The sequence below is a fragment of the Neisseria sp. P0018.S001 genome (assembly GCF_051957355.1).
GTDB classification, from domain to species: Bacteria; Pseudomonadota; Gammaproteobacteria; order Burkholderiales; family Neisseriaceae; genus Neisseria; species Neisseria subflava_A.
Window position 1 is genome coordinate 155354 of the sequence record NZ_JBQCWN010000002.1, and the last position, 22722, is coordinate 178075.

At 51.5% G+C, this 22722-nt stretch carries 22 protein-coding genes and 1 tRNA gene; 11 read left to right on the forward strand and 12 right to left on the reverse strand.

Annotated features, from left to right (window positions below; translation table 11 throughout):
* Window positions 1–252 precede the first annotated feature (252 nt).
* Window positions 253–1572, reverse strand: coding sequence for an MFS transporter (locus ACTHTJ_RS02200; protein WP_070585210.1), 1320 nt, complete (start codon window positions 1570–1572; stop codon window positions 253–255).
* 349 nt (window positions 1573–1921) lie between these two features.
* Here ACTHTJ_RS02200 and ACTHTJ_RS02205 point away from each other — a divergent pair, with 349 nt between their 5' ends.
* Window positions 1922–3295: a Na+/H+ antiporter family protein gene (locus ACTHTJ_RS02205; protein ID WP_070585212.1), complete on the forward strand. Its 1374-nt coding sequence runs from the start codon at window positions 1922–1924 to the stop codon at window positions 3293–3295.
* A 1-nt stretch (window position 3296) separates the two neighbouring features.
* Window positions 3297–3524 (forward strand): SlyX family protein, encoded by a 228-nt coding sequence (locus tag ACTHTJ_RS02210; protein WP_440360816.1) that lies wholly within the window; start codon window positions 3297–3299, stop codon window positions 3522–3524.
* 102 nt (window positions 3525–3626) lie between these two features.
* On the opposite strand, the gene lysA is transcribed toward ACTHTJ_RS02210, so the two are convergent.
* Together lysA and lptM are read right to left on the reverse strand one after the other, a co-directional pair.
* On the reverse strand, window positions 3627–4847 hold the full coding sequence (gene lysA, locus ACTHTJ_RS02215; protein WP_440360815.1) for a diaminopimelate decarboxylase: 1221 nt from the start codon (window positions 4845–4847) through the stop codon (window positions 3627–3629).
* Between the two features lie 16 nt (window positions 4848–4863).
* A complete protein-coding gene (lptM, locus tag ACTHTJ_RS02220) occupies window positions 4864–5055 on the reverse strand; it encodes an LPS translocon maturation chaperone LptM (RefSeq protein WP_003684659.1) in 192 nt (63 codons plus the stop codon).
* Window positions 5056–5105: 50 nt separating this feature from the next.
* On the opposite strand from lptM, the gene cyaY reads away from it, so the two are divergent.
* The 3 genes from cyaY (at window position 5106) to ACTHTJ_RS02235 (ending at window position 7488) form a co-directional block, all read left to right on the forward strand.
* Window positions 5106–5429 (forward strand): iron donor protein CyaY, encoded by a 324-nt coding sequence (gene cyaY, locus ACTHTJ_RS02225; protein ID WP_440360814.1) that lies wholly within the window; start codon window positions 5106–5108, stop codon window positions 5427–5429.
* Between the two features lie 54 nt (window positions 5430–5483).
* The gene (gene luxS / locus ACTHTJ_RS02230; protein ID WP_440360813.1) at window positions 5484–5990 is read left to right on the forward strand and encodes an S-ribosylhomocysteine lyase; all 507 of its coding nucleotides are present in this window, start codon (window positions 5484–5486) and stop codon (window positions 5988–5990) included.
* Window positions 5991–6144: 154 nt separating this feature from the next.
* A complete protein-coding gene (locus ACTHTJ_RS02235) occupies window positions 6145–7488 on the forward strand; it encodes a hypothetical protein (protein ID WP_440360812.1) in 1344 nt (447 codons plus the stop codon).
* A 110-nt stretch (window positions 7489–7598) separates the two neighbouring features.
* Here the strand turns inward: ACTHTJ_RS02235 and ACTHTJ_RS02240 are convergent, their stop codons facing one another.
* From ACTHTJ_RS02240 to ACTHTJ_RS02255, 4 genes are all read right to left on the reverse strand, one after another.
* Entirely contained in the window at window positions 7599–8288 is a 690-nt protein-coding gene (locus ACTHTJ_RS02240; protein ID WP_440360811.1) for a hypothetical protein, read from the reverse strand.
* Window positions 8270–9328 carry a beta-ketoacyl synthase N-terminal-like domain-containing protein gene (locus ACTHTJ_RS02245; protein WP_440360810.1) on the reverse strand — a complete coding sequence of 353 codons (1059 nt, stop codon included), beginning with the start codon at window positions 9326–9328 and terminating at the stop codon, window positions 8270–8272. Before ACTHTJ_RS02245 ends, ACTHTJ_RS02240 begins: the two co-directional genes overlap by 19 nt.
* The gene (locus ACTHTJ_RS02250; RefSeq protein ID WP_070585227.1) at window positions 9325–9615 is read right to left on the reverse strand and encodes a phosphopantetheine-binding protein; all 291 of its coding nucleotides are present in this window, start codon (window positions 9613–9615) and stop codon (window positions 9325–9327) included. The genes ACTHTJ_RS02245 and ACTHTJ_RS02250 overlap by 4 nt, the downstream gene beginning before the upstream one ends.
* Window positions 9616–9722: 107 nt before the next feature.
* A complete protein-coding gene (locus ACTHTJ_RS02255; RefSeq protein WP_440360809.1) occupies window positions 9723–10448 on the reverse strand; it encodes a 16S rRNA (uracil(1498)-N(3))-methyltransferase in 726 nt (241 codons plus the stop codon).
* A 165-nt stretch (window positions 10449–10613) separates the two neighbouring features.
* Between ACTHTJ_RS02255 and ACTHTJ_RS02260 the strand changes: the two genes are divergently transcribed.
* On the forward strand, window positions 10614–11402 hold the full coding sequence (locus ACTHTJ_RS02260) for an inositol monophosphatase family protein (RefSeq protein ID WP_003684681.1): 789 nt from the start codon (window positions 10614–10616) through the stop codon (window positions 11400–11402).
* 264 nt (window positions 11403–11666) lie between these two features.
* Here ACTHTJ_RS02260 and ACTHTJ_RS02265 read toward each other — a convergent pair whose 3' ends face one another.
* Entirely contained in the window at window positions 11667–12134 is a 468-nt protein-coding gene (locus tag ACTHTJ_RS02265; RefSeq protein WP_070585231.1) for a YchJ family protein, read from the reverse strand.
* 187 nt (window positions 12135–12321) lie between these two features.
* On the opposite strand from ACTHTJ_RS02265, the gene ACTHTJ_RS02270 reads away from it, so the two are divergent.
* The 5 genes from ACTHTJ_RS02270 to ACTHTJ_RS02290 all read left to right on the forward strand — a co-directional run bounded on the left by ACTHTJ_RS02270 (window position 12322) and on the right by ACTHTJ_RS02290 (window position 17617).
* Window positions 12322–13170 (forward strand): RnfABCDGE type electron transport complex subunit B, encoded by an 849-nt coding sequence (locus ACTHTJ_RS02270; protein ID WP_070585252.1) that lies wholly within the window; start codon window positions 12322–12324, stop codon window positions 13168–13170.
* 71 nt (window positions 13171–13241) lie between these two features.
* Window positions 13242–14240, forward strand: a complete 999-nt coding sequence (locus ACTHTJ_RS02275; protein ID WP_070585235.1) for a BtrH N-terminal domain-containing protein — start codon at window positions 13242–13244, stop codon at window positions 14238–14240.
* Between the two features lie 113 nt (window positions 14241–14353).
* Window positions 14354–15268, forward strand: a complete 915-nt coding sequence (locus tag ACTHTJ_RS02280) for an ABC transporter ATP-binding protein (protein ID WP_070585237.1) — start codon at window positions 14354–14356, stop codon at window positions 15266–15268.
* The gene (locus ACTHTJ_RS02285) at window positions 15265–16518 is read left to right on the forward strand and encodes an ABC transporter permease (RefSeq protein WP_070585239.1); all 1254 of its coding nucleotides are present in this window, start codon (window positions 15265–15267) and stop codon (window positions 16516–16518) included. The genes ACTHTJ_RS02280 and ACTHTJ_RS02285 overlap by 4 nt, the downstream gene beginning before the upstream one ends.
* A 91-nt stretch (window positions 16519–16609) precedes the next feature.
* Window positions 16610–17617 carry an IS5 family transposase gene (locus ACTHTJ_RS02290; RefSeq protein WP_440361032.1) on the forward strand — a complete coding sequence of 336 codons (1008 nt, stop codon included), beginning with the start codon at window positions 16610–16612 and terminating at the stop codon, window positions 17615–17617.
* A 319-nt stretch (window positions 17618–17936) separates the two neighbouring features.
* Here the strand turns inward: ACTHTJ_RS02290 and ACTHTJ_RS02295 are convergent.
* The 4 genes from ACTHTJ_RS02295 to ACTHTJ_RS02310 all read right to left on the reverse strand — a co-directional run bounded on the left by ACTHTJ_RS02295 (window position 17937) and on the right by ACTHTJ_RS02310 (window position 22640).
* Window positions 17937–18012, reverse strand: a tRNA-Lys gene (locus ACTHTJ_RS02295).
* Window positions 18013–18071: 59 nt separating this feature from the next.
* Window positions 18072–19151 (reverse strand): iron-sulfur cluster carrier protein ApbC, encoded by a 1080-nt coding sequence (gene apbC, locus ACTHTJ_RS02300; protein WP_070459640.1) that lies wholly within the window; start codon window positions 19149–19151, stop codon window positions 18072–18074.
* Between the two features lie 162 nt (window positions 19152–19313).
* The gene (gene glyS, locus ACTHTJ_RS02305; RefSeq protein WP_070583528.1) at window positions 19314–21377 is read right to left on the reverse strand and encodes a glycine--tRNA ligase subunit beta; all 2064 of its coding nucleotides are present in this window, start codon (window positions 21375–21377) and stop codon (window positions 19314–19316) included.
* Window positions 21378–21545: 168 nt separating this feature from the next.
* The gene (locus ACTHTJ_RS02310) at window positions 21546–22640 is read right to left on the reverse strand and encodes an FAD-dependent oxidoreductase (protein WP_070583526.1); all 1095 of its coding nucleotides are present in this window, start codon (window positions 22638–22640) and stop codon (window positions 21546–21548) included.
* Between the last annotated feature and the right edge of the window lie 82 nt (window positions 22641–22722).

Here is a 22722-nt window from a genome sequence, read left to right on the forward strand (position 1 = left end):
ATTTAGTTACATTTTGCTTTGACCTACATCACAAACCATGATTGAACTTTTCAGACGGCCATTTTATCGTTTATTCATTTTAATTCTTTGAAGTATAATATTTTTATCTACACAAAAACAAAGACGGTTATTCTTCGTCGCTTTCCTCGATAATTAAGATAAAAACAGAAAATCGATGTATTAAAATTACAGATGCAAATAAAAAGGCCGTCTGAAATCTTTTTCAGACGGCCTTTGATTTATGTATGCCTTTTATTGGCTGATGTCTTCCAGCGTACGGCCTTTGGTTTCTTCACCCAATACCAAGATTACCGCCACAATCAGCAGCATAACCAGCGCAAACATCATAAAGATATTACCGAAGCCGCCGCTGTTGCCCACCATCGCCGCCACTACCATAGGCGCGAGTATGCCGCCGACGCGGCCGATGGCGCCTGCCCAGCCGGATGCGAAAGCACGGAAGCGCAAGGGGTAGAGTTCGGGGGTGTAGGTGTATAAAACGCCCCATGCGCCCAAGTTGAAGAAGGACATCAGGCTGCCCCAAATCATGACTTCGGCCGCAGTGGTGCTTTGCCCGAAAAACCATGCGCACACGGCGCAAGCGGCCAAAAATCCTGCCAGCGTTGCTTTGCGGCCGATTCTTTCCACCAAAGCCGCGGCGGCTATATAGCCGGGCAGTTGTGCAACAATCATCACCAGCACATATTCAAAGGTTTTGACCACGGTATTGCCCTGCTCGACCAGCAATTTAGGCAACCAAGTGAAAATGCCGTAATACGAAAACACGATGCCGAACCAAACCAGCCACAGCATCAGCGTGCGCCGTGCAAACGGATGTTGCCAAAGTTGGAAGAAGCGGATGCGTTCGCGCGGGGCGGCCGGTGCGGCAACGGCTTGTGTCGGCGGCGTGATGCCCGATTGTATTTCCAGCGTGGATACCAAACGGTGCGCTTCGTTGGTTTTGCTGCGGGAAAGCAGGTAAGGCACGGATTCGGGAACGAATTTCAACACCAACGGCACATAAAACAGGGGCAAGGCGCCGAATAAAAACGCGCTGTGCCAGCCGGTTTGCGGAATAAAGAAATAAGACACCAGCGCGGCTGAGAGCCAGCCCAAGCCCCAAAAGCTTTCCAGCAACACAATAAAACGGCCGCGTACTTTCGGCGGCGCATATTCGCTGACCAGCGACACGGCAACGGGCAGTTGGCCGCCCAAACCGACGCCGACAAAAAAGCGGCACACCAGCAAAACCGTCAAATCAGGCACGAGCGCGCACAAACCTGTGGCAATGCTGTACACCACCATCGTGCCGGCAAAAACGGTTTTCCGTCCGAACCTGTCCGCCAGCCAGCCGCTGAATACCGCGCCCAGAGCCATGCCGACAAAGGCAATGCTGACAATCCAACCCAACTGCGCCGGAGCCAGCGCCCAGTCTTTGCCCAAAGCCGGCAATACAAACGACACCAAGCCTGTATCCATGGCATCAAACAACCAGCCTATGCCGACCAACACTAAAAGTTTGTAATGAAAACGGGAGGGCGGCAGATTGTGCAGCCGCGTCAAAATATCCATCACTTCTTTCCTTTGTTTGCGTATTATTGAATTGGATTTTATCAATAACTGCTTTAATTTCAGTGACAAACCTGAAACCAAGACATTGTGTCGATTTTAACATTGGTACCATATGCAAAGAATAGGAAGCGCGTATTTTTTAGATATTTTTATCGCCAGAACCGCACGCCCTATTAAAACGCTGAATAAGGGTTCACGGCAGGCCGTCTGAAACCGATGGTCTGTTTTTCAGACGGCCTGCCGTTTTTTGCAAAGGCTTCATGCTTGGGTTATGATGTTTATTTGTAATATGTAAACAGATGATTGCCTGTTTTTACATAACAGGCCGTCTGAAACAACGGAGAACGATATGAATGCGGTTGTAATTGCGGTCATCATCATGCTTGTGCTGTCTTTATCGCGCGTGCATGTGGTACTCAGCTTGGCTGTCGGCGCGTTTGTCGGCGGCTTGGTGGCCGGTATGCCTTTGGAGAATGTAACCAACGCGGCCGGCGATGTGGTGCAGCAAGGGATTATTCCTGTTTTTAACGAAGGTCTGAAAGGCGGGGCGCAAATCGCGCTGTCTTATGCCATGCTCGGCGCGTTTGCCATGGCCATCACGCATTCCGGTCTGCCGCAACAGCTCGCCGGCGTGATTATCCGCAAACTCAACGGCGGCGAAGGCAATGCGAAAGGCGAAGGCGCGGTCAAATGGCTGCTGCTGGCGATTATTTTGTGCATGGGTGTGATGAGCCAAAACGTTGTGCCGATTCATATTGCGTTTATCCCGATGATTATTCCGCCGCTGCTGTTGGTGTTCAACCGTTTGAAACTCGACCGCCGCTTGGTGGCCTGCGTAATTACGTTTGGCTTGGTAACGACTTATATGTTCCTGCCTTACGGCTTCGGTGCCATCTTCTTGAACGACATCATGTTGGGCAATATCCGCTCGGCAGGCATGGACACCAGCGGCATCAATGTGATGCACGCAATGGCGATTCCGGCTTTGGGCATGGTGTCCGGCTTGCTGCTGGCCTTTTTGCACTACCGCAAACCGCGCATTTATCAAAACAATACCACTGACACGGAAGACAACCGTGCAGCAGTGCAACAACAAGAGCCGTCAACCTATCGCAGCTTGGTGGCGGCCGTGGCGATTGCCGTGTGTTTTGCCATTCAGCTTTTGTATGATGGTTCGCTGGTGTTGGGCGCTATGTTGGGCTTTGCCGTGTTTATGATGTTGGGCGTGATGAACCGCTCCGCCGCCAGCGATGTGTTCGGCGAAGGCATCAAAATGATGGCGATGGTCGGCTTTATTATGATTGCGGCGCAAGGTTTCGCCGCCGTAATGAACGCAACCGGCGAGATTCAGCCTTTGGTCGAACGCAGCATGGCTTTGTTCGGCGGCAATAAAGGCATGGCCGCATTGACCATGTTGTGCGTCGGCTTGCTGGTAACCATGGGCATCGGCTCGTCTTTCTCCACTTTGCCGATTATTACCGCGATTTATGTGCCTTTGTGCATCAGCTTGGGCTTCTCCCCAATGGCTACCGTGGCCATTGTCGGCACGGCAGGCGCGCTGGGCGATGCAGGCTCCCCTGCTTCAGACTCAACACTCGGCCCGACCATGGGTTTGAACGCCGACGGCCAACACGACCACATCCGCGATTCGGTTATCCCGACTTTTATCCACTACAATATCCCGCTGATGGCTGCCGGCTGGATTGCCGCGATGGTGCTGTAATATGAGCGATATTCAGGAATTGGAACACCGCGTCACGGAGCTGGAAATTCAGACGGCCTTGCAGGAAGATTTAATCAGCAGCCTGAACAACACCATCGCCAAGATGCAGCAGGCTTTGGATTTGCAGCAAGGCCAGCTACGGCTTCTGTATCAACGGATGCAGGATAAAGGCGCAAACGGCGAACGCGAACCGTACAGCCTACGCGACGAGATTCCGCCGCATTATTGATTAGCTAAAAAAGGGCGTGTTTGATACATGCCCTTTTCTTTCATAACAAAGGCCGTCTGAAAGTCAATCAAGCTTTCAGACGGCCTTTTAAACAATCAAACCTTACAAACAAGCCAATTCGTTGGCCATTTGCTGCTCGACGGTTTCACGTTGGCGGATAAGTTTACATTCGCTGCCGTCAACCAATACTTCCGCCGCACGGTTGCGCGTGTTGTAGTTGCTCGCCATGCTTGAGCCATACGCACCGGCGCTGCGGATAAGCAGCAAATCCCCTTCTTCGCAGGCGATGGTGCGGTCTTTGCCGAGGAAGTCGCCGGTTTCGCAAATCGGGCCGACGATATTGGCCGTCAGAGGCTCAATGTCTTTGGTTTCGACCGCTTCGATGTGATGATAGGCATCATAAAGCGCCGGACGCATCAAATCGTTCATCGCCGCATCGACCATCACAAAGTTTTTCTCTTCGCCATGTTTGACAAATTCAACGCGCGTCAACAACGCACCTGCATTGCCGACCAAACTGCGGCCTGGCTCGAGAACCAATTTCAGACGGCGTGTACCCATCAGTTTTTGAACGGCTTGGGCATACGCGCCCAGATCAGGCACATTTTCGTCTTGGTAAACAATACCGACACCGCCGCCCAAGTCTAAGTGTTCCAACACAATGCCTTCGTCTGCCAGTTGGTCGACCAAGGCCAAGATTCGTTCGCAGGCTTCGACCAGCGGGCTGAGGTCGGTCAGTTGCGAGCCGATATGGCAGTCGATACCGACAATTTTCAAATGGCCTTGTCGGGAAGCATGACGATAGGCCTCAAGCGCATCGGCATAGGCAATACCAAATTTATTGGCTTTCAGGCCGGTGGAGATATAAGGATGGGTTTTAGCGTCGACATCGGGGTTGACGCGCAGGGAAACCGGAGCGACTTTACCCAAACGCGCGGCAACTTTCTGAATGCGGTCGATTTCGGGAATGCTCTCCATATTGAAGCATTTCACGCCTGCATTCAGCGCAAACTCGATTTCTGCCTCACTCTTACCCACACCGGAAAAAATCGTTTTCGCCGCATCGCCGCCTGCCGCTAAAACACGCGCCAATTCGCCGCCGGACACAATGTCAAAACCACTCCCCAAAGAAGCAAAGTGCTTGATGATGCTCAGGTTGCCATTGGCTTTAACCGCATAGCAGACAAGCGGATTTAAAGCGGCAAACGCGGTTTGGTAGTTTTCAAATGCCTCGGTCAGCGCAGATTTGCTGTACACATAAAGCGGCGTACCAAACTCTTCGGCAAGGTGTGTATAAGGGAGTTGTTCGCAGAATAAGGTCATGTTTCTGAAATCTTTTTTAATCGTTGGTTTGAGTGGTTGGTTCTTTGGCCGTATCGAATTTCAAGCCGGTTTGAATCACGCCGAAGCGCGCCTTGTCGCCTTCTTTGGGCAGGTAGAGGTCGCCTTTGTAGCCGCAGGCAGAAAGCAGCAGAGCCGTTGCCGCTGCAAAAAATACGCCGTATTTCATCAGTAAAACTTTCTTCATCATTACGAATGTGGCAAGATTCGGTATCTTAAACAAAAACCACACAAAAAGCCATGATGACCGAAAGCGAATTCATCCGCATGAGCGAAGAATTGTTCGAACACATCGAAGACCAAATCGACGAAAACGGCTGGGATTTCGACTGCCAGTTTGCCGGAAACGTACTGACCATCGAAGCCGAAGACGGCACGCAAATCATTGTCAACCGCCACACGCCCAACCAAGAATTGTGGATTGCCGCCAAAAGCGGCGGCTACCATTTCGCCGAGCAAAACGGCAAATGGCTGGCAACGCGCGACAGCCGCGATTTCTACGACGTTTTAAACGAAGCACTGAGTGCGGCTTCGGGCGAAGCAGTCAATATTGCCGAATTGTGATTGAATCTTTAAATCTCACCCACTAAAAATCTATTTACCTCAAAGGATACCCAAATGCCCCTACTAGATAGTTTCAAAGTCGACCACACCCGTATGCACGCCCCTGCCGTACGCGTGGCCAAAACCATGACCACGCCCAAAGGCGACACCATTACCGTATTCGACCTGCGTTTCTGCATTCCCAACAAAGAAATCCTGTCCGAAAAAGGCATCCACACGCTGGAGCATTTGTTTGCAGGCTTTATGCGCGACCATTTGAACGGCAACGGCGTCGAAATCATCGACATTTCCCCGATGGGCTGCCGCACCGGTTTCTACATGAGCCTCATCGGCACGCCCGACGAGCAAAAAGTAGCCGACGCATGGCTCGCTTCAATGCAGGATGTTTTGACCGTTCAAGACCAAAGTAAAATTCCCGAGCTGAACGAATACCAATGCGGTACTTACCTGATGCACTCGCTTACCGAAGCACACGAAATCGCCCAAAACGTTTTGGCACGCAAAGTCGCCGTCAATAAAAACGAAGATCTAACATTGGACGAAAGCCTGTTGAACGTTTAATACGCTATGACAGCAAAGGCCGTCTGAAACTTTATATGACAAGTTTCAGACGGCCTAAGACCTTTTATTCCAATTTTCAACCTTTCAGCCACAGTTTTACACCGCCTAAAAATAAGTTGGCGGATGCTGACAGTGTACATAGTATAATTACACTTTGAACAAACAACCTGATTCTATTGCCTTTATGAAACCGTTTTTCTGCAAAACCGCCATTGCCCTCAGCCTGACCCTCCCCGCCGCCGCCAACGCTGCCGAGTATGTCTGCAATGTTGAAGGCATCACCGTTTATACCTCACACCAGATCAACAATACCTGCCGCGTTACCGATTCATACAGTCCAGTAGAAACAAATGTATTTCAAACAAACGCTGAGCAACTAAATTTGAATTCGACTCTTACAGAGCAACAAACAGATCCGAAATTGGTTGGAACACAGAACATTTTCGATAAAACAGGAGTAACAAACCAAAAAACTACTAGATCAACGGCGGATCACTATGTTCCTGTTATAGAAACACAAACGGCAATAGCTCCTGTTGAAACCAAGCAATATCCCGTTAATAGTTTCGCCATATTCAATACCACACCTGTTGTTCAAGTATACCCCTCTGCACCTATCGCTCAGGCACAAACTACCTCTCAGGAAAATCATAGATCGGATAGCTTTTTCTCTCCTCATACTGAGCAGACATCTACCCAAACTCTCGCCGCCCCGAACGTGCACACTGACCAAGCTACCACCACCCAATTCCTGAATCATTCTCTAGATTTGGAGCCATTGGACAACAAGACAGCAAAAAGTACAACGGCCGAAGAACCGGCCAAAACTGAAGTTACACACACAGAACAAACTGTTTCCAAAACATCGATAAACCGCACAACCAATATTAAAAAAACAGTAACCAAACCACTTAACGCTGAAAACTCTTCTGCATCGTCCGACAAAACCAATATATTAACAGGATCTACAACCGAGATTTTCGCACTGACAGACTCGGTCAAGCCGACCGAACCCATACCAGCGGCAGCAACTCCAACGAAGCCTACCAAAACCCCATTGCCCAAAGCATATGGACCAACCACTGATGCACTCTTCAGCGATAAAGATGTCGATAACGACATCAAAATTCTGCTAAATGGTCCGATCGGTGGCGTTACCAATACTGCCGCAGCTGCTAATCCGCGTCTGAATATCCTCCTACGCAACAGCATACAGAAACGCCAGGCCAAGCAAAATAGCCAGCAAGACATCCGCCGCAAAGCACCGATTCGTACCATTCCTGCAACCATTGCTGCACCACAACCCAAACCTAAAGAAACACGTAAACAGGTATTACAAGGGGAAATTCGCAACGAACAGGCCGCTATTATCCGCCTTCAAACACAGCTGAATGCAGCCAAACAAAAAGGCGATCAAATTAAAATCCAACAACTGACCCGTACCATCAACGCCCGTCAAGCGAATATCCGTGCTATTCAAGGCGAGATGTCTCGTTGATTGGTTTTTATACAAAAGGCCGTCTGAAAATATTTTCAGACGGCCTTTTTAATGGCTTACAACCTATTTACTTCAACAAACAAACTCATTCTCTAAAATCATTTTCCCCATCACGCCAAAGTATATTTCTTCACATCCCTACCCTCGTGCGCCATTACTGCTTCTAGCCAATCGGCGATATTTTGCCAATAATATTGCGGCTTTTCAGACGGCCTATCAGTCTGAGTACCTTCATCATTCAACACAACGGGAACACCCTGCTCTGCACCGTTTTCAAGCAAAATCCAGATACTGCCTTCATGGGTATCGGCACGGACTGCTTGATGTTCATATGCCCAACCAACCGCAGCTTGTCCGCCATTTTGCAAAGACTGCATCGCCAGAGATAATGGATGAAAGCAGGTATCTACATTGTTGTCGGCAGTAACGACCAAAGTTGCACCATGCGTGCCTAAAGCTTGCGCGGCATGAAAAACGGGGGAGTTGTGCAGGTTGGCAATAAAGTCAAACGGCATCGCGGCGTGATGGTTCAGCACATTGTCTGCCATTTTTTCAAATACGGATGGCGAAGAAAACGGTGTACCGAGAAAAACGGCGCAATCAGAACGGATTTCGCTTTGTTCCTTCAGTTGCCCTGCACCAAGCGCGGCAATCAAACTCAAGCGGCTGAGGCGGCGGGTATCTATACTGCTTTGCTGCTTTAAGGTTTGTTTGAGGATTTTACCGCCGGTGTCGGCGTCCGTATCAAAACGCACGGTGGCGGTAATACGGATATTAGGATTTACGGTTGCCATTGCCATACCAAAGATGTGTTGCTGCCGCCAAAACCAAATTGATTGGCCAAACAAAAAAAACCGCCTTTTTGTGAAGCCGCGCACTCGGAAAAACGAATTTTCCGCCTCTGATAATCGCTGCTTCCGCCTTGTTTTAAAGCGGATAAAAGCAGGACTGTTTCAAGGGCTGCCGTTGCGCCAAGCGTGTGTCCGATTTGCGGCTTGAATGCCATCAAAGGGGGCAGTGTACCGAATATATTTTCCAGTGCGGCCAATTCGGCGGCATCGCTGTCAGCCGTGCCGATGCCGTGTGTTTTAACGACCGCAATGCTTTCAGGAGCGATGCCTGCAACACCCAAAGCGCGTCGCATCACCTGCTCTTGTGCTTGGCCATCGCTTTGAATCAGGTCATTGCCTGTATTGGCGGCGTGTCCGATAAGTTTCAGACGGCCTGAAGAAGATTCGGGAGCAGCGGAAGATAAAGCAAGCGCGGCAACACCTTCGCCTAAAATCAAACCATTTCCGCCAAAAGGCCGATACTGCTCGGCCAGCAAACCCAAGCTGTGAAAATGCAGCAAAGTCAGCCGGTTGAGGTTTTCAATACCAAGCACAAAGGCGCGCTCCGCCCCGCCGCGCAAACAATTATCCGCCTGAATCAGCGCATGGGCAGATGAAGTGCAGGCAGTAGCGAAACTGAAAATCTGCCGATTACCGCTACGCCGGCGCAAATCTTCGGCAAGATAAAGCAGATTGTGTTCCTCTACCGCCCTATTACCCGCAAAATGGCGGTTTTCATATTCGGAGATGGAATAGGAACTGGAACCGATAAACACCGGCGTATCGTGCCAGCTTTCAGACGGCCAGCCTGCATTTTCGGCAGCTTGTCGCAAATGTTGTTCGGCAATATTCGCAAATTCCTTCCGCCCCAAACTGTCGCCGGCGAATGCACGAAAATAAGCAGCCTGCTGCGGTTGGTTTAAAAACGTATAAGACACCGCATCAGGCCGTCTGAAATCCGCTTGCGGATTTAAGGCAGAAGTGGCCGCCGTACCGCAAACCCAACTCACGCGCCATGCTCCGTACGGATAAACGCCGCCAAATCGCGTACGCACATCATATGTTTGCGCACCATACGGTCGCCCTGCAGGCGCACTTGGAAATACTGTTGCAAGGCAACGCTGATCTGCAGCGCATCAAGCGAATCCAAACCAACCGGACTGTCATCACCAAACAAAAGTGCATCGTCGGTGAAATCATCCATATCCACATCGTCGGCCTTATCGGCCTCTTGCACGATTAACTTTTTCAATTCCGCTTCCAGCTCGTGCTCGGCCAGTGTAAAGGTGTAAGACATTTTTTAAACTCCCATTTTTATATCATGAAGCAACAACTTGTTTGAGCGAAACTCGTTACACTCGTTTTAGCGAAACTCGCTACGCTCGTTTTCAGACGGCCTGAACTTTATGCAAAATCGCCCCAAAGCGTCTGCATGGCGGCAATGGCCGCAAGTGAGGCGGTTTCGGTACGCAACACCCGTTTGCCAAGCGTAACGGATTGAAAACCGGCATCAAATGCCTGCTGCTCTTCCTTCTCCGTCCAGCCGCCTTCCGGGCCGACCATAAACACGACCTTGCCGGATTGCGGCTGAACATCGCCCAGTTTTTGTGCGCGATTCAAGCTCATTAACAGTTTGGTCGTTTCCTGCGGCAACTGCTGCAATGACTGTGCATAAGTCGTCAGCGGCAAAACCTTCGGCACAATATTGCGGCCGCTTTGTTCACACGCCGAAACGACGATTTCCTGCCAACGCGCCACCCGCTTTTCAGCGCGTTCGCCACTCAAGCGGACGACACAGCGTTCGCTGATAACTGGGCGAATTTCTGCCACGCCCAATTCCACGCTTTTCTGCAAAGTGAAATCCATGCGCTCGGCGGCGGATACCGCCTGTACCAACGTAATGTTCAGCGGCGATTCGTTGTCCGTTGCCTCTTCACGCAAAATCCGCACGCTGGCGCGGCGTTTTTCCAAAACTTCGGGCAAAGCCGGATATGCCTTGCCATTGCCGTTAAACAACACGATTTCTTCCGTGTTTTTCACGCGCAATACATTCAGATGGCGCACCACATTATCGGGCAATTCGACCACGCTGTCGGGGCTTAAGGCAAAATCAACATAAAATCGGGGCATGGTTTCCTGCTTTATTCATGTATATAATTTAAATTTAAAATTTCATGAATGAAGTTGAAACACGGCGACATACTCCTGCCTGCTTTCGCTTTCATCCACTATAATTTGAAACTTCCCGAATTTTAATCCACTGTCGCGCAAAACTGCAAAAAACAAGGATACGCCGTGCTATACCGTTTACAGAAAGTCGTCCGCCACATCGCCCAAACCGAAGTCATGCCGCGTTTTCTGAACACGCCGTCACGACGCAAGGAAGACGGCTCGGTTTTGAGTGAAGCAGATTTGGCCGCACAAACCGCTTTTGCCGCCGCCCTGCCCTTATTGGAGGATTGTCCGATGCTGGGCGAGGAGATGAGCGTTCAGGAGCAAACCCGTTTGTGGAACGAACATTCAGACGGCCTGTGGATTGTCGACCCCATCGACGGCACAAACAACTTCGTCAACGGTTTGCCGCATTTTGCCGTATCCGTCGCACTGGTTAAAAACGGCCACGCCGAATTGGGCGTGATTTATAATCCGGTCAGCGGCGAATGTTTCTATGCTGAACGCGGCAAAGGCGCATTTCTCAACGGCACGCCGCTGCCGCTGCGTTCCGAAAATAAAAAACTCAACGAATCCATTGCCGGCGTAGAAATCAAATACCTGCGTTCGGGCAAACTCGCCAGCCGCATGAATACCCTTGCCCCATTCGGCACAATCCGCAGCATGGGCAGCAGCACGCTCGATTGGTGCTACCTTGCCAGCGGCCGCTACGATATTTACATCCACGGTGGACAAAAGCTGTGGGACTACGCTGCCGGCGCATTGATTTTTGAAGAAGCCGGCGGCTGCCTGACCACTTTGGAAGGCGACGATTTTTGGAGCGGCGAACATGTATTCAAGCGTTCCGTCATCGCCGCATTGCAACCCGAGCTGTTTCAACAATGGGTGAAATGGATTCGAGAAAATCAGTAAAAATACCGTTTATCTTCAAAAAATCACGATTATCTTGCAACTTATTGAAATTATTTCACTTCTTAACAGCATTTAATACTAAAAACGGTAGAATATTAATCGCTGACACAACACTGCTCTTTCATCCCTTTTGGGCAGTGCAGCAAGTAAGACGTTTTCCCGCAATGTATTGGCCATTCATACTTCTCCCTTAGTATGAATGGTTTTTTTTATCTGAAAAAACAGCTCAGGCCGTCTGAACATTCAGACGGCCTGTTTACACTACTATTTGAAAAACTGTCCGCAACACGCCTTAAACTTTTTGCCCGAACCGCACAAACAAGGCTGTTTCATCGTCGGCAAAGCAACAGTCGGATCAATAAAGTACCAACGCCCGTCTATTTTCACAAACGCCGACAATTCATGATGGCACTCGGTTTGCCCGTTCTCTTCAAAATACGCCTCAAACTCGACCAAAGCATGCAGCTTGCCAAACGGCACATGACGGATAACCTTCAACCCCGACCACTGCGTCTGCTTACTCCATGCCACCAAATCCTGCTTGTCCAACAAATTCTGCTGCACAGGGACAGTCGTGTCCACAATATAGTCGATTTCCTGCAAAACATATGCGCTGTAACGCGAACGCATCAACTCTTCCGCCGTCGAGGCCGCCGCCTCACGCGCATGAAACGGTGCGCAACATTCCGTATAAACGCGCCCTGACTGACAGGGGCAAAGTGTAGCCGTCATTCCTAATTATCCGAATAAATCCATTTCAAAATTATAACGCAAACCTGACTCAGGCCGTCTGAAAACGAGCGTAGCGAGTTTCGCTAAAACGAGCGTAGCGAGTTTCGCTAAAATAAGCAAAGCGGGTTTCGCCAAAATAAACGCAACAATCTGATATAATGCGCCTTTTCGATTTTGACTATCCATGATGACCATTCCCATCCAAAGCATCAGCCGCCTGTTGCCGCAAACCCAATGCCGTGAGTGCGGCTATGAAGGCTGCTTACCCTATGCGCATGCCCTGTCGGCAGGAGAAGCGCCGGTAAACCTGTGCGCACCGGGTGGGGAAACCGTCATGAAAGACATTGCCGACCTGTTGGGCAAGCCCTACCTCGCGCCTGCAAAAACACAAATCAAAGCCGTGGCCCTGATTGACGAATCCGCCTGCATCGGCTGTACCGCCTGCATCCGCGCCTGTCCTGTCGATGCCATTATGGGCGCGTCCAAACTGATGCACACCGTCATCAGCGACGAATGTACCGGCTGCGGCTTGTGCGTTACCCCCTGCCCCGTCGACTGCATCGACATGGTTCCCGTATCGCAGCCCTTCCTGCCGTCCGCACGCCGTTTCAGCACCTCTACCGAACCGCGCTTTGCTGCCGCCGAACACGCACAAAGCCGTTTTGAACGCCATACCGCACGCAAACAGCGCGACGATGCCGAACGCAAAGCCCTGCTGGCGCAACGCGAAGCCGCCGTCAAAGCCAAACAGGCCGCACAGGCACAAGCCCAAACAGCCGCGCCAAGCGCCGCATTCAACCCCATGGATTTGATTGCCAAAGCCATGGCCAAAGCGCAATCGCAGCAGGACAAACTCGTCTCCTCCGACAACCGCGAAGACTTCAAAGCGCGCCAAATCGAAGAAGCCAAAGAACGCGCTGAACTGCGCCGCGCCCAACGTGATGCCAAATACGGCAACAAAGCCGAAAAAGCCGCCGCCATCGAATTTCTGCGCCGCCACAAAGCCGCGCAGGAAGCGGTCAAAGAAGCGCGCTGATTTCCAAAACAACAAACCCATTCCGACCGCTTCAGGCCGTCTGAAAACATTGCACGAAAACCAATAACTTTATGAACGCACAAGAATTTCCACACCAGCATACCGCCCATTGCGAAAGCGGTGTGATGTCCACCCTGCTCAAATACCATGGCCACAATTTAGACGAAGCCATGATTTTCGGCATTGCCCACGCGCTGACGTTTGTCTGGATGCCGCTGATCAAATTAAACGGCATGCCGCTGGTTTCCTACCGTACCGCGCCGCGCAGCATCATCAAAAACACCTGCAAAGCATTGGGGCTGAAATTATCCGTGCGCAAATTTTCCGACGCACAAAGCGGACAAGCCGCATTGGATGCCGCGCTGTCCTCAGGCAAACTGGCCGGTTTGCAAACCTCCGTCTTCTGGCTGCCCTACTTCCCGCCGCAAATGCGTTTCCATTTTAACGCACACAATCTTTTGGTATACGGCAAAGACGACAACGACTACCTCATCAGCGACCCCGTATTTGAAAACGTACAACGCTGCGCCGCCGAAGATTTGCAGCGTGCGCGCTTCGCCAAAGGCATATTGGCGGCAAAAGGCATGATGTACACTTTGGAAGACAACAGGCCGTCTGAAAAAATCATGACAGACTTGCCTGCCATTATCCGCAAAGCCATACGCAAAAACGCCAAACATATGCTCGCACCGGTCTTTTTCATCGGTGTAAAAGGCATCCGCACGCTGGCCAAAAAAATCGAATCCCTGCCTGCCAAACAAAATGAGAAATACCAAAAACTGTTTCTCGGCCATTTGGTGCGGATGCAGGAAGAAATCGGTACCGGCGGCGCAGGTTTCCGCTACATCTACGCCTACTTCCTCGAACAAGCCGCCCATATCTGCAACGAACCTGCATTTCAGACGGCCTCAGAACAAATGACCGCCATCGGCGACCAATGGCGTCAATTCGCAGCAATGTGCGTGAAGCAGTGCAAAAAACCGTCTGAAAGCGGCTGCCGCAACATTGCCGAATTTCTGCGCAAAATTGCGGATGATGAAGAAGCGTTATGGCGGGGATTATTGAAATAATGGGGTTATGCGGTAGCGAGAAATTTTCTGTGCCCGTTTGTACACAGATGACCTAATGCCGCCTTTGTCAATGATTTCACTATGCTCCATCCATACTAAGGCCGTCTGAAACCATGATTCACATCCAATCCCTCTCCCACCGTTATCCCAAAGCCGAAACTGCCGCGCTGGACAATGTGTCGTTCGATATTGCCGACGGCGAATGTTTGGGGCTGCTCGGTCACAACGGTGCGGGGAAAACGACGCTGATGTCGCTTTTGGCAGGCTTGCAGGAAGTACGGCAGGGCGAAATTTTGTTTGACGGCAAGCCGTTGCGCCTGTTGGGCCGCAGCGAACGTCAGAAAATCGGTTTGGTGCCGCAGGATTTCGCGTTTTATCCGCAGCTTTCGGTGTGGGACAACCTGCTGTTTTTCGCCTCGCTTTACAAAGTGCGCGACAAAGGCCGTCTGAATGCGCTTCTAGAACAGACCGACCTGGCTGCCCACAAAAACAAAGCGGCAAAGCATCTTTCGGGCGGGCTTAAACGTCGTCTGAATTTTGCCATCGGCCTGATTAACACGCCGCAACTGGTGTTCCTCGACGAAATCACGGTTGGCATCGACCCGCAGTCGCGTCGCTTTATCCTCGACAGCGTGGCGGATTTGACGCGGCAGGGAGTAACGGTGGTCTACACCTCTCACTATCTGTCGGAAATCGAGCAGCTTTGCGACAAAATCGCGCTGCTGCAACACGGCAAGCTGGTGTACCACGGCGGTTTGGACGAGCTTTTAAGCACGCAAACAGGTGTCGTGCGCTTTACCGTCGAACCGCCACTGCCGCCTCAAACGCTGACCGCTTTGGGTGCCAAGCAAGTGGATAGCCGCGGCATGATGGAAACAACGCACGATGCCGCCGCCGTTTACGCCGCCCTGCAACAAAGCGGCGCACAAATCCGCTACTTCCAGCAGGGACACGGTTCGCTGGAAACGTTTTACCTTGATTTCCTGCGCAAAGACGAACCGGCAACAGATAAGCAAAATCCACAATGACGATTTCCTCCCTCCTCAAAGAACTCAAACTGCTCTGCCGCGACCTGCACGGTTTGGCCGTGTTGTTTGTGATGCCCATCGCCTTCATGCTGATTATGTCGTTGGCGCTGAGCCGCGATCAAGATCCGCACACCGACAGCCGCATCGCGCTGGTTGGCGTAGCAAACGACAGTATCAATACCACACTAGCCACCGCGCTGGAAAAAGAACAAATCCATGTCACACTGATGCCGTCTGAAAAACTGACCGACGCGCAAAACGGCCTGCACGACAAACGTTTCCAACTGGTGCTGCACAACCCGAATGCCGCTTCCGGCAAAATCGCTGATGACAAAGCCCTGCAAATCTATGTACCGCCCGATACCGAGCCTTCATGGCTGGCGGCTGTCAAAGGCGTTTTGCAGCAGCACTACACCCAAACGCGGCTAGACGATTATTTCGACAACAACGACGGCATCAAAATCGACAATAAAAAACTGCCCCGCTCCATCCGCAAAGACATCCAGAAAAAAGTGGATGAAAAAAACGACGAACAATTCGCCGCCGTGCGCAGCTTTTTAGATAAAAAAATGCTGGAAGAGCATTACCTGAGCGCAGGAAGCGGCACAGTGGAAAAACCCAACGCAGTACAGCACAGCGTACCCGCATGGCTGATTTTCGGTATGTTTTTCATTATGATACCGCTGTCGAACGTCATGGCGCTGGAACGCCAGACCAACACCATTACCCGCTTACGTCTCGCCCGCGCCTCCGCATCCGGCCTGATTGCTGCGAAACTTATCCCCTATTTCCTGATTAACCAGCTTCAGTTTGTCGGAATGCTGTTGCTCGGCCGCTACCTGCTGCCCGAAATCGGCGTGCCCGCCCTCATACTCAACGGCAGCCTTGTTCCCTACGCGCTACTGTCCGCCGCCGTCAGCGCCGCCGCACTCGGCTACGCGCTGTTAATCAGCGTCTGCGCCAAATCCACCGAACATGCCGTCGTCCTCGGCGGCGGCGGCATCATCCTGATGGCGGCAATCGGCGGCATTATGGTACCCGCCCACGTCATGCCCGAAACCATGCAGCAACTCACTTGGATTTCCCCGATGGCTTGGGGCTTGAAGGCTTTTCAGGAATTGCTGCTCAACCGCAGCGGACTGGACGGAATCGGCCGTTATCTGCTTTTATTGTCTGCATTCTCTTTTGCCACGCTGACTGCTGCCGTATTGGTTTATCGTAGGCAGTTGCAGACGCAGGTAAGGTTTTAAACGTTTGTCTGCCCTAAGTAGAAAGCTTGAGACCTTTGCAAAATCCCCCAAAATCCCCTAAATTCCCACCAAGACATTTAGGGGATTTTCCATGACCACCTTCTTTCAGCAAACCGCCCAAGCCATGATCGCCAAACACATCGACCGTTTTCCACTATTGAAGTTGGATCAGGTGATTGATTGGCAGCCGATCGAACAATACCTGAATCGTCAAAGAACCCGTTACCTTAGAGACCACCGAGGGCGTCCCGCCTATCCCCTGTTGTCCATGTTCAAAGCCGTCCTGCTCGGACAATGGCACAGCCTCTCCGATCCCGAACTTGAACACAGCCTCATCACCCGCATTGATTTCAACCTGTTTTGCCGTTTTGACGAACTAAGCATCCCCGATTACAGCACCTTATGCCGTTACCGCAATTGGCTGGCGCAAGATAATACCCTGTCCGAATTGCTGGAACTGATCAACCGCCAACTGACCGAAAAAGGCTTAAAAGTAGAGAAAGCATCCGCCACCGTCATTGACGCCACCATTATTCAAACTGCTGGCAGCAAACAGCGTCAGGCCATAGAAGTCGATGAAGAAGGACAAGTCAGCGGCCAAACCACACCGAGTAAGGACAAAGATGCCCGTTGGACAAAGAAAAACGGTTTATACAGACTCGGTTACAAACAACATACCCGTACCGATGCGGAAGGCTATATAGAGAAACTGCACATTACCCCCGCCAATGCCCATGAGTGCAAACACCTGTCGCCTTTGTTGGAAGGACTGCCCGAAGGTACGACCGTCTATGCCGATAAAGGCTACGACAGTGCGGAAAACCGGCAACATCTGGAAGAGCATCGGCTGCTGGACGGCATTATGCGCAAAGCACACCGTAACCATCCGCTGACAGAAGCGCAAACCAAACGCAACCGATATTTGTCGAAGACCCGTTATGTGATCGAACAAAGCTTCGGTACGCTGCACCGTAAATTCCGCTATGCCCGGGCAGCCTATTTTGGACTGATTAAAGTGAGTGCACAAAGCCATCTGAAGGCGATGTGTTTGAACCTATTGAAAGCCGCTAACAGGCTAAGTGCGCCTGCTGCCGCCTAAAAGGCGGCCGGATGCCTGATTAATCAGGTATCCAAGGGGGATTATGGGGATATTTGAGTAGAATCAGTGGATATTTGAAACAAAAACAGCCGAAAATCTTTGTTTAGATTTCGGCTGTCGGGGGAAGGACTTTTTTGCAAAGGTCTCTGCTTATTTCTCAAAAACATTCCTATAAAAAACTTCAGGCCGTCTGAAAGATATTTTCAGACGGCCTGATGCTTGATGCGCTATGGATTGTCTCAATAATAAAATATGCTCAATAAAATCCCAAAATCCAAACGTAAAAAAACCTACTTTTTTCAAAGTAGGTTTTCATATTTGGTGGGTCGTGAGCGATTCGAACGCTCGACCAACGGATTAAAAGTCCGCTGCTCTACCGACTGAGCTAACGACCCGATAAGCTGTGCATTATAGAGACGGGCCACACAGCTGTCAACACCTTTTTTAAATTTTTTTATTCGACAACGATTTTCGGGAAGCGGCTGCTGAAGTCTTTACCTTTATCGGCAATGGCCAGTGCAATTTGGAAGGCGGCTTCGGTGTAGATGTCGGCGATGGTTTGGTTGTTTTCAAACAAGGCCGAAGATGTGCCGCTATCCATAGCTTCGCGTACAGGCAGGCTTAATGGAAGTTGGCCAAGCAACGGTACATTCAAACGCTCTGCCAAGTTTTTGCCGCCTTCTGCGCCGAAGATTGCTTCGGCATGGCCGCAGTTGGTGCAAATATGGACAGACATGTTTTCTAAAACGCCCAAAATCGGGATATTGACTTTGTTGAACATATCCACGGCTTTGCGTGCATCAATCAGGGCGATGTCTTGCGGCGTGGTGACGACAACGGAGCCGGTCACGGGGATTTTTTGCGACAGGGTCAATTGGATATCGCCGGTACCGGGCGGCAGGTCGATGAAGAGATAATCGACATTGTCCCACTCGCTTTGGAACATAAGCTGTTGCAAGGCTTGGCTGACCATCGGGCCGCGCCAAACGACGGCTTGGTCGGTGTCGACCAGGAAACCGATGGACATCACTTGAATTCCGCTTTCGGCTTCAACGGGAATGAGTTTTTTGTTTTGTTGGTCGGGTTTACGGTCTTGTACGCCGAGCATGGTGGGCTGGCTTGGGCCGTACAGGTCAGCATCAAGTACGCCGACACGCGCGCCCATTCTGGCCATTGCGGTGGCAAGGTTGGCAGTGGTCGTTGATTTGCCGACGCCGCCTTTACCGGAAGCAACGGCAATAATATTTTTCACGCCTTTGATGGTTGCTACGCCGGGTTGGACTTTGTGCGTACCGATTTCGGTATCGATACTCAAGTGAATGTGGGTATCGCCGGTATGCGAAATGACGGCTTCTTGAACGGCGTTGGCAATGTCTGCGGCAATATGGGCAACTGGGAACGCGAATTTCAGGCCGATATGCAGGCCGTCTGAACGCTCTTCAAGGAGTGTAACGGCTTTTTCGCTGCCTAAGGTGCGCATTGTGTGGGGAATCAATACGGCATCGAGTGCGGTTCGGATGGCTGGGATATTCATAATCTGCCTCTTGAATGTAGGAAATTGTTTATGTGCGCGATTTGTCGTGCGACAAATCTGCCGAATTATACCCTTGAACGCCATGCAAGGGATACGCCTGAAAAACTTCAGGCTGCCTGAAACATCGGGCAGCCTGAAAAGAGGGTCAACTGAAACGCGGCCTTATTCGCTCAAGAGCGCAATGTCGGCAACTGCGTTCATTTGTTCTGCCAAGCGGTTCAGCAGGTTCAAACGGTTTTGTTTCACGGCGGCATCTTCGGCCATCACCATCACGCCGTCGAAGAATGCGTCGACTTGCGGTTTGACGGAAGCCAGCTCGGACAAAGCAGTTTGGAAATTGCCTTCGGCAACGGCGGCAGAGATTTTCGGCTGCAAACCTTGCGCAGCGGCATACAGGGCTTTTTCTTCGTCCTGTTGCAGCAGGCTTTCGTTAACCGCGCCCAACTCGGCATCGGCTTTTTTCAGCAGGTTTTGCACGCGTTTGTTGGCTGCGGCGAGCGCGGCGGCTTCGGGCAGTTGTTTGAACGCGGCAACGGCTTGCAGTTTAGCCACTACATCGTCCAAACGGCGCGGCTGTTTCGCCAATACGGCGGCAACGATGTCTTGTGGATAATCGTTTTGCAGCAACACGGCCAAACGCGCCTGCATGAAGTCGGCGGTTTCAGACGGCGTTTTTTCGTTGAGCAAACCTTGCGGGAAGCTGTTGAAGGCCGTCTGAATCAATTCGTTTACGTCCAAACCGTACTGCATCAGCATACGCAAAATACCCAATGCGGAGCGGCGCAGGGCGTATGGGTCTTTATCGCCGGTCGGAATCAGGCCGATACCCCAAATGCCGACCAAGGTTTCCAGTTTATCGGCCAAAGCAACGGCAGTTGCCACTTTGCCGTTCGGCAGATTGTCGCCGGCAAAGCGCGGTTGGTAGTGTTGCTCGATGGCTTCGGCGATTTCTTCGGTTTCACCGTCCAAGCGGGCATAGTATTTACCCATGGTGCCTTGCAATTCTGGGAACTCGCCGACCATCTCGGTCACCAAGTCTGCTTTGGCCAAACGTGCGGCGCGCTCGGCTGCGGCAGCATCCGCGCCCAACGCTTTGGCGATATGGGCGGCAATGCTTTGCAGACGCTCGATACGCTCGGCTTGCGAACCGATTTTGTTGTGGTAAACCACGCTGGACAATTTCGGCAGACGGCTTTCCAAAGTCGCTTTTTGGTCTTGTTTGTAGAAGAACTCGGCATCAGACAGGCGCGCGCGCAAGACGCGTTCGTTACCTTGGATGATGTGTGACGGGTCTTCGGTTTGCAGGTTGGACACCAGCAGGAAGCGGTTCATCAGCTTGCCGTTTTGGTCGAGTAGCGGAAAGTATTTTTGGTTTTGCTGCATGGTCAGAATCAAACATTCTTGCGGTACAGCGAGGAAGTGTTCTTCAAAACCGGCTTCCAATACCACAGGCCATTCGACCAATGCAGTCACTTCGTCCAACAAGGCTTCATCGGCGGCAACGGTCGCGTTCAGACGGCCTGCCTGTTCGTTCAAGGCCATCTGAATGGCGGCTTTGCGTTCGGCAAATGATGCTTCCACTTTGCCTTGCTCGCGCATTTGTGCGGCGTAGCTGTCGGCATTTTCAATGGCGATTTCGCCGCTGGAGAGGAAACGGTGACCCAATGTTTTGTTGCCGCTTTGCAGACCCAAAACGCTGACGTTTACGATGTCGCCGCCGTGCAGCACGATCAGGCTGTGTACAGGGCGCACGAAGGTAAATGTGCTGCTGCCCCAACGCATGACTTTAGGAATCGGCAGTTTTTTCACTGCGGCATTGATGATGTCTTCCAAAAGCTCGCCCAATGATTTGCCGGTTTGGACGTACTCGTAGGCGTACACGTCTTGCTTGCCGTCGTTGATGACGGTCAGGTCTTCGATTTTCGCACCCGCACCGCGCGCAAAACCTTCCAAAGCCTTAGTCGGCGCACCGTCTTTCATGGCATTCGCCACTGCCGGGCCTTTTTTCACAATTTTTTGATCGGCTTGAACGGCTTTCACGTTTTTGACTTGAACGGCCAAACGGCGCGGAGAAGCGTAGGCAGTATATTCGGCTGCGCCGTCAATCAGTTGCGCTTTTTCCAAGCCTTCGGCAATGGAAGCGGCAAAATGGTTGCCCAGATTATTGAGGGCTTTTGGCGGGAGTTCTTCAGTGAGAAGTTCGATTAAGAGGGTTTGGGTTGTCATGTGCTTATCGTTAAATAGGAAATTGGTTTGGCGTCTGAAAACGGCATCATGCGGTTTTCAGACGCAAGGTTAATTGAATTGACGGCGATTTTATCATTTTCAGACGGCCTGTGGCTGTCTTTCACAAACAATTTGCCCGATTTTCAAGCAACTTCGTCCGCAACGGCTTCAATTTGCGGCGCGGATATACGGCAAACCGCTGGTTTCGTCTGATTCGGGAATGTCGTTTCCGGCAAACAGCGCACCGGCCAAACGCACGGCCGCACCGGTCACGGCCGGGGAAATCATAAAACCATGGCGGAACAGGCCGTTGACTTCAATCAGGCGGCGTTCACGGTTGAAGCGGATTTCGGGGTTGTGGTGGTTTAAAGTCGGGCGCAGGCCGGTGGCCAGTTCCAAAAGGTTTGCCTCGCCAAATGCCGGATGCACGGCATACAGCGCGGACAAAAGTTCCAAACCGGAACGCACGCTTGCCGGCGCTTGGCTTTCGCTTTCAATTTGGGTCGCACCAATCACAAAAATATGGTTTTCCTTCGGCGCGATATACAAAGGATAGCGCGGATGCAGCAGGCGCACGGGGCGGGACAGCTCGATTTCGGGTGCGTAAACGCGCGCCACTTCGCCGCGAACGCCGCGCAAAACGCTTTCAGACGGCCTGTTCCACGCTGCTTTTGCACCATAACCGCGGCAGTCGATAATCCAATCGTATTGCTCTGCCAAATCTTCGACTTCACGTTCGCACGACCAATGGCACGCCACATTCATCGATTCCAAAGCATCTGCCAACGCATTCAATACCTGCCGTCCGTCCAGCTGACCTTCTGTCGGCAGATACAGGCCGTCTGAAAACCGCCCTGCCAGTTGCGGCTCGTTTGCCGCGATTTCATCCGCATTCCAACGTATGGTTTCATGTTCCGCCACGCCGCCACGCTTCAAATGACGGGTAAACTCGGCAGAAAGCGGCTTGTCCTGCGTATGCCAAACAATCAGGCTGCCGTTTTCCTGCATCATCACCGGCGTATTCAGACGGCCGACAATCGCGCGCCAAAGCGCAATGCTTTGTTTGCCCAAACGGATGACTTCGGGCGTTGCCTCCACCGCTTCGGCAGACGGCGCCAACATGGCCGCGGCAACATAAGCGGCGGCTTGCGCGCCGTCGCGTTCGCCTTTCTCAAACAACTCGACCGCCACTCCCTGCTCCGCCAATTGGAACGCAATAAGGCGACCGGAAAGGCCGCCGCCGAGTACAGCAATCTTAGACATCAGTTTCTCCTTGTTTTTAATATGAAAATGAACTGCATATTTTAGAACTTGTTTTGCCTTATCACAATATCGACAGAAAATG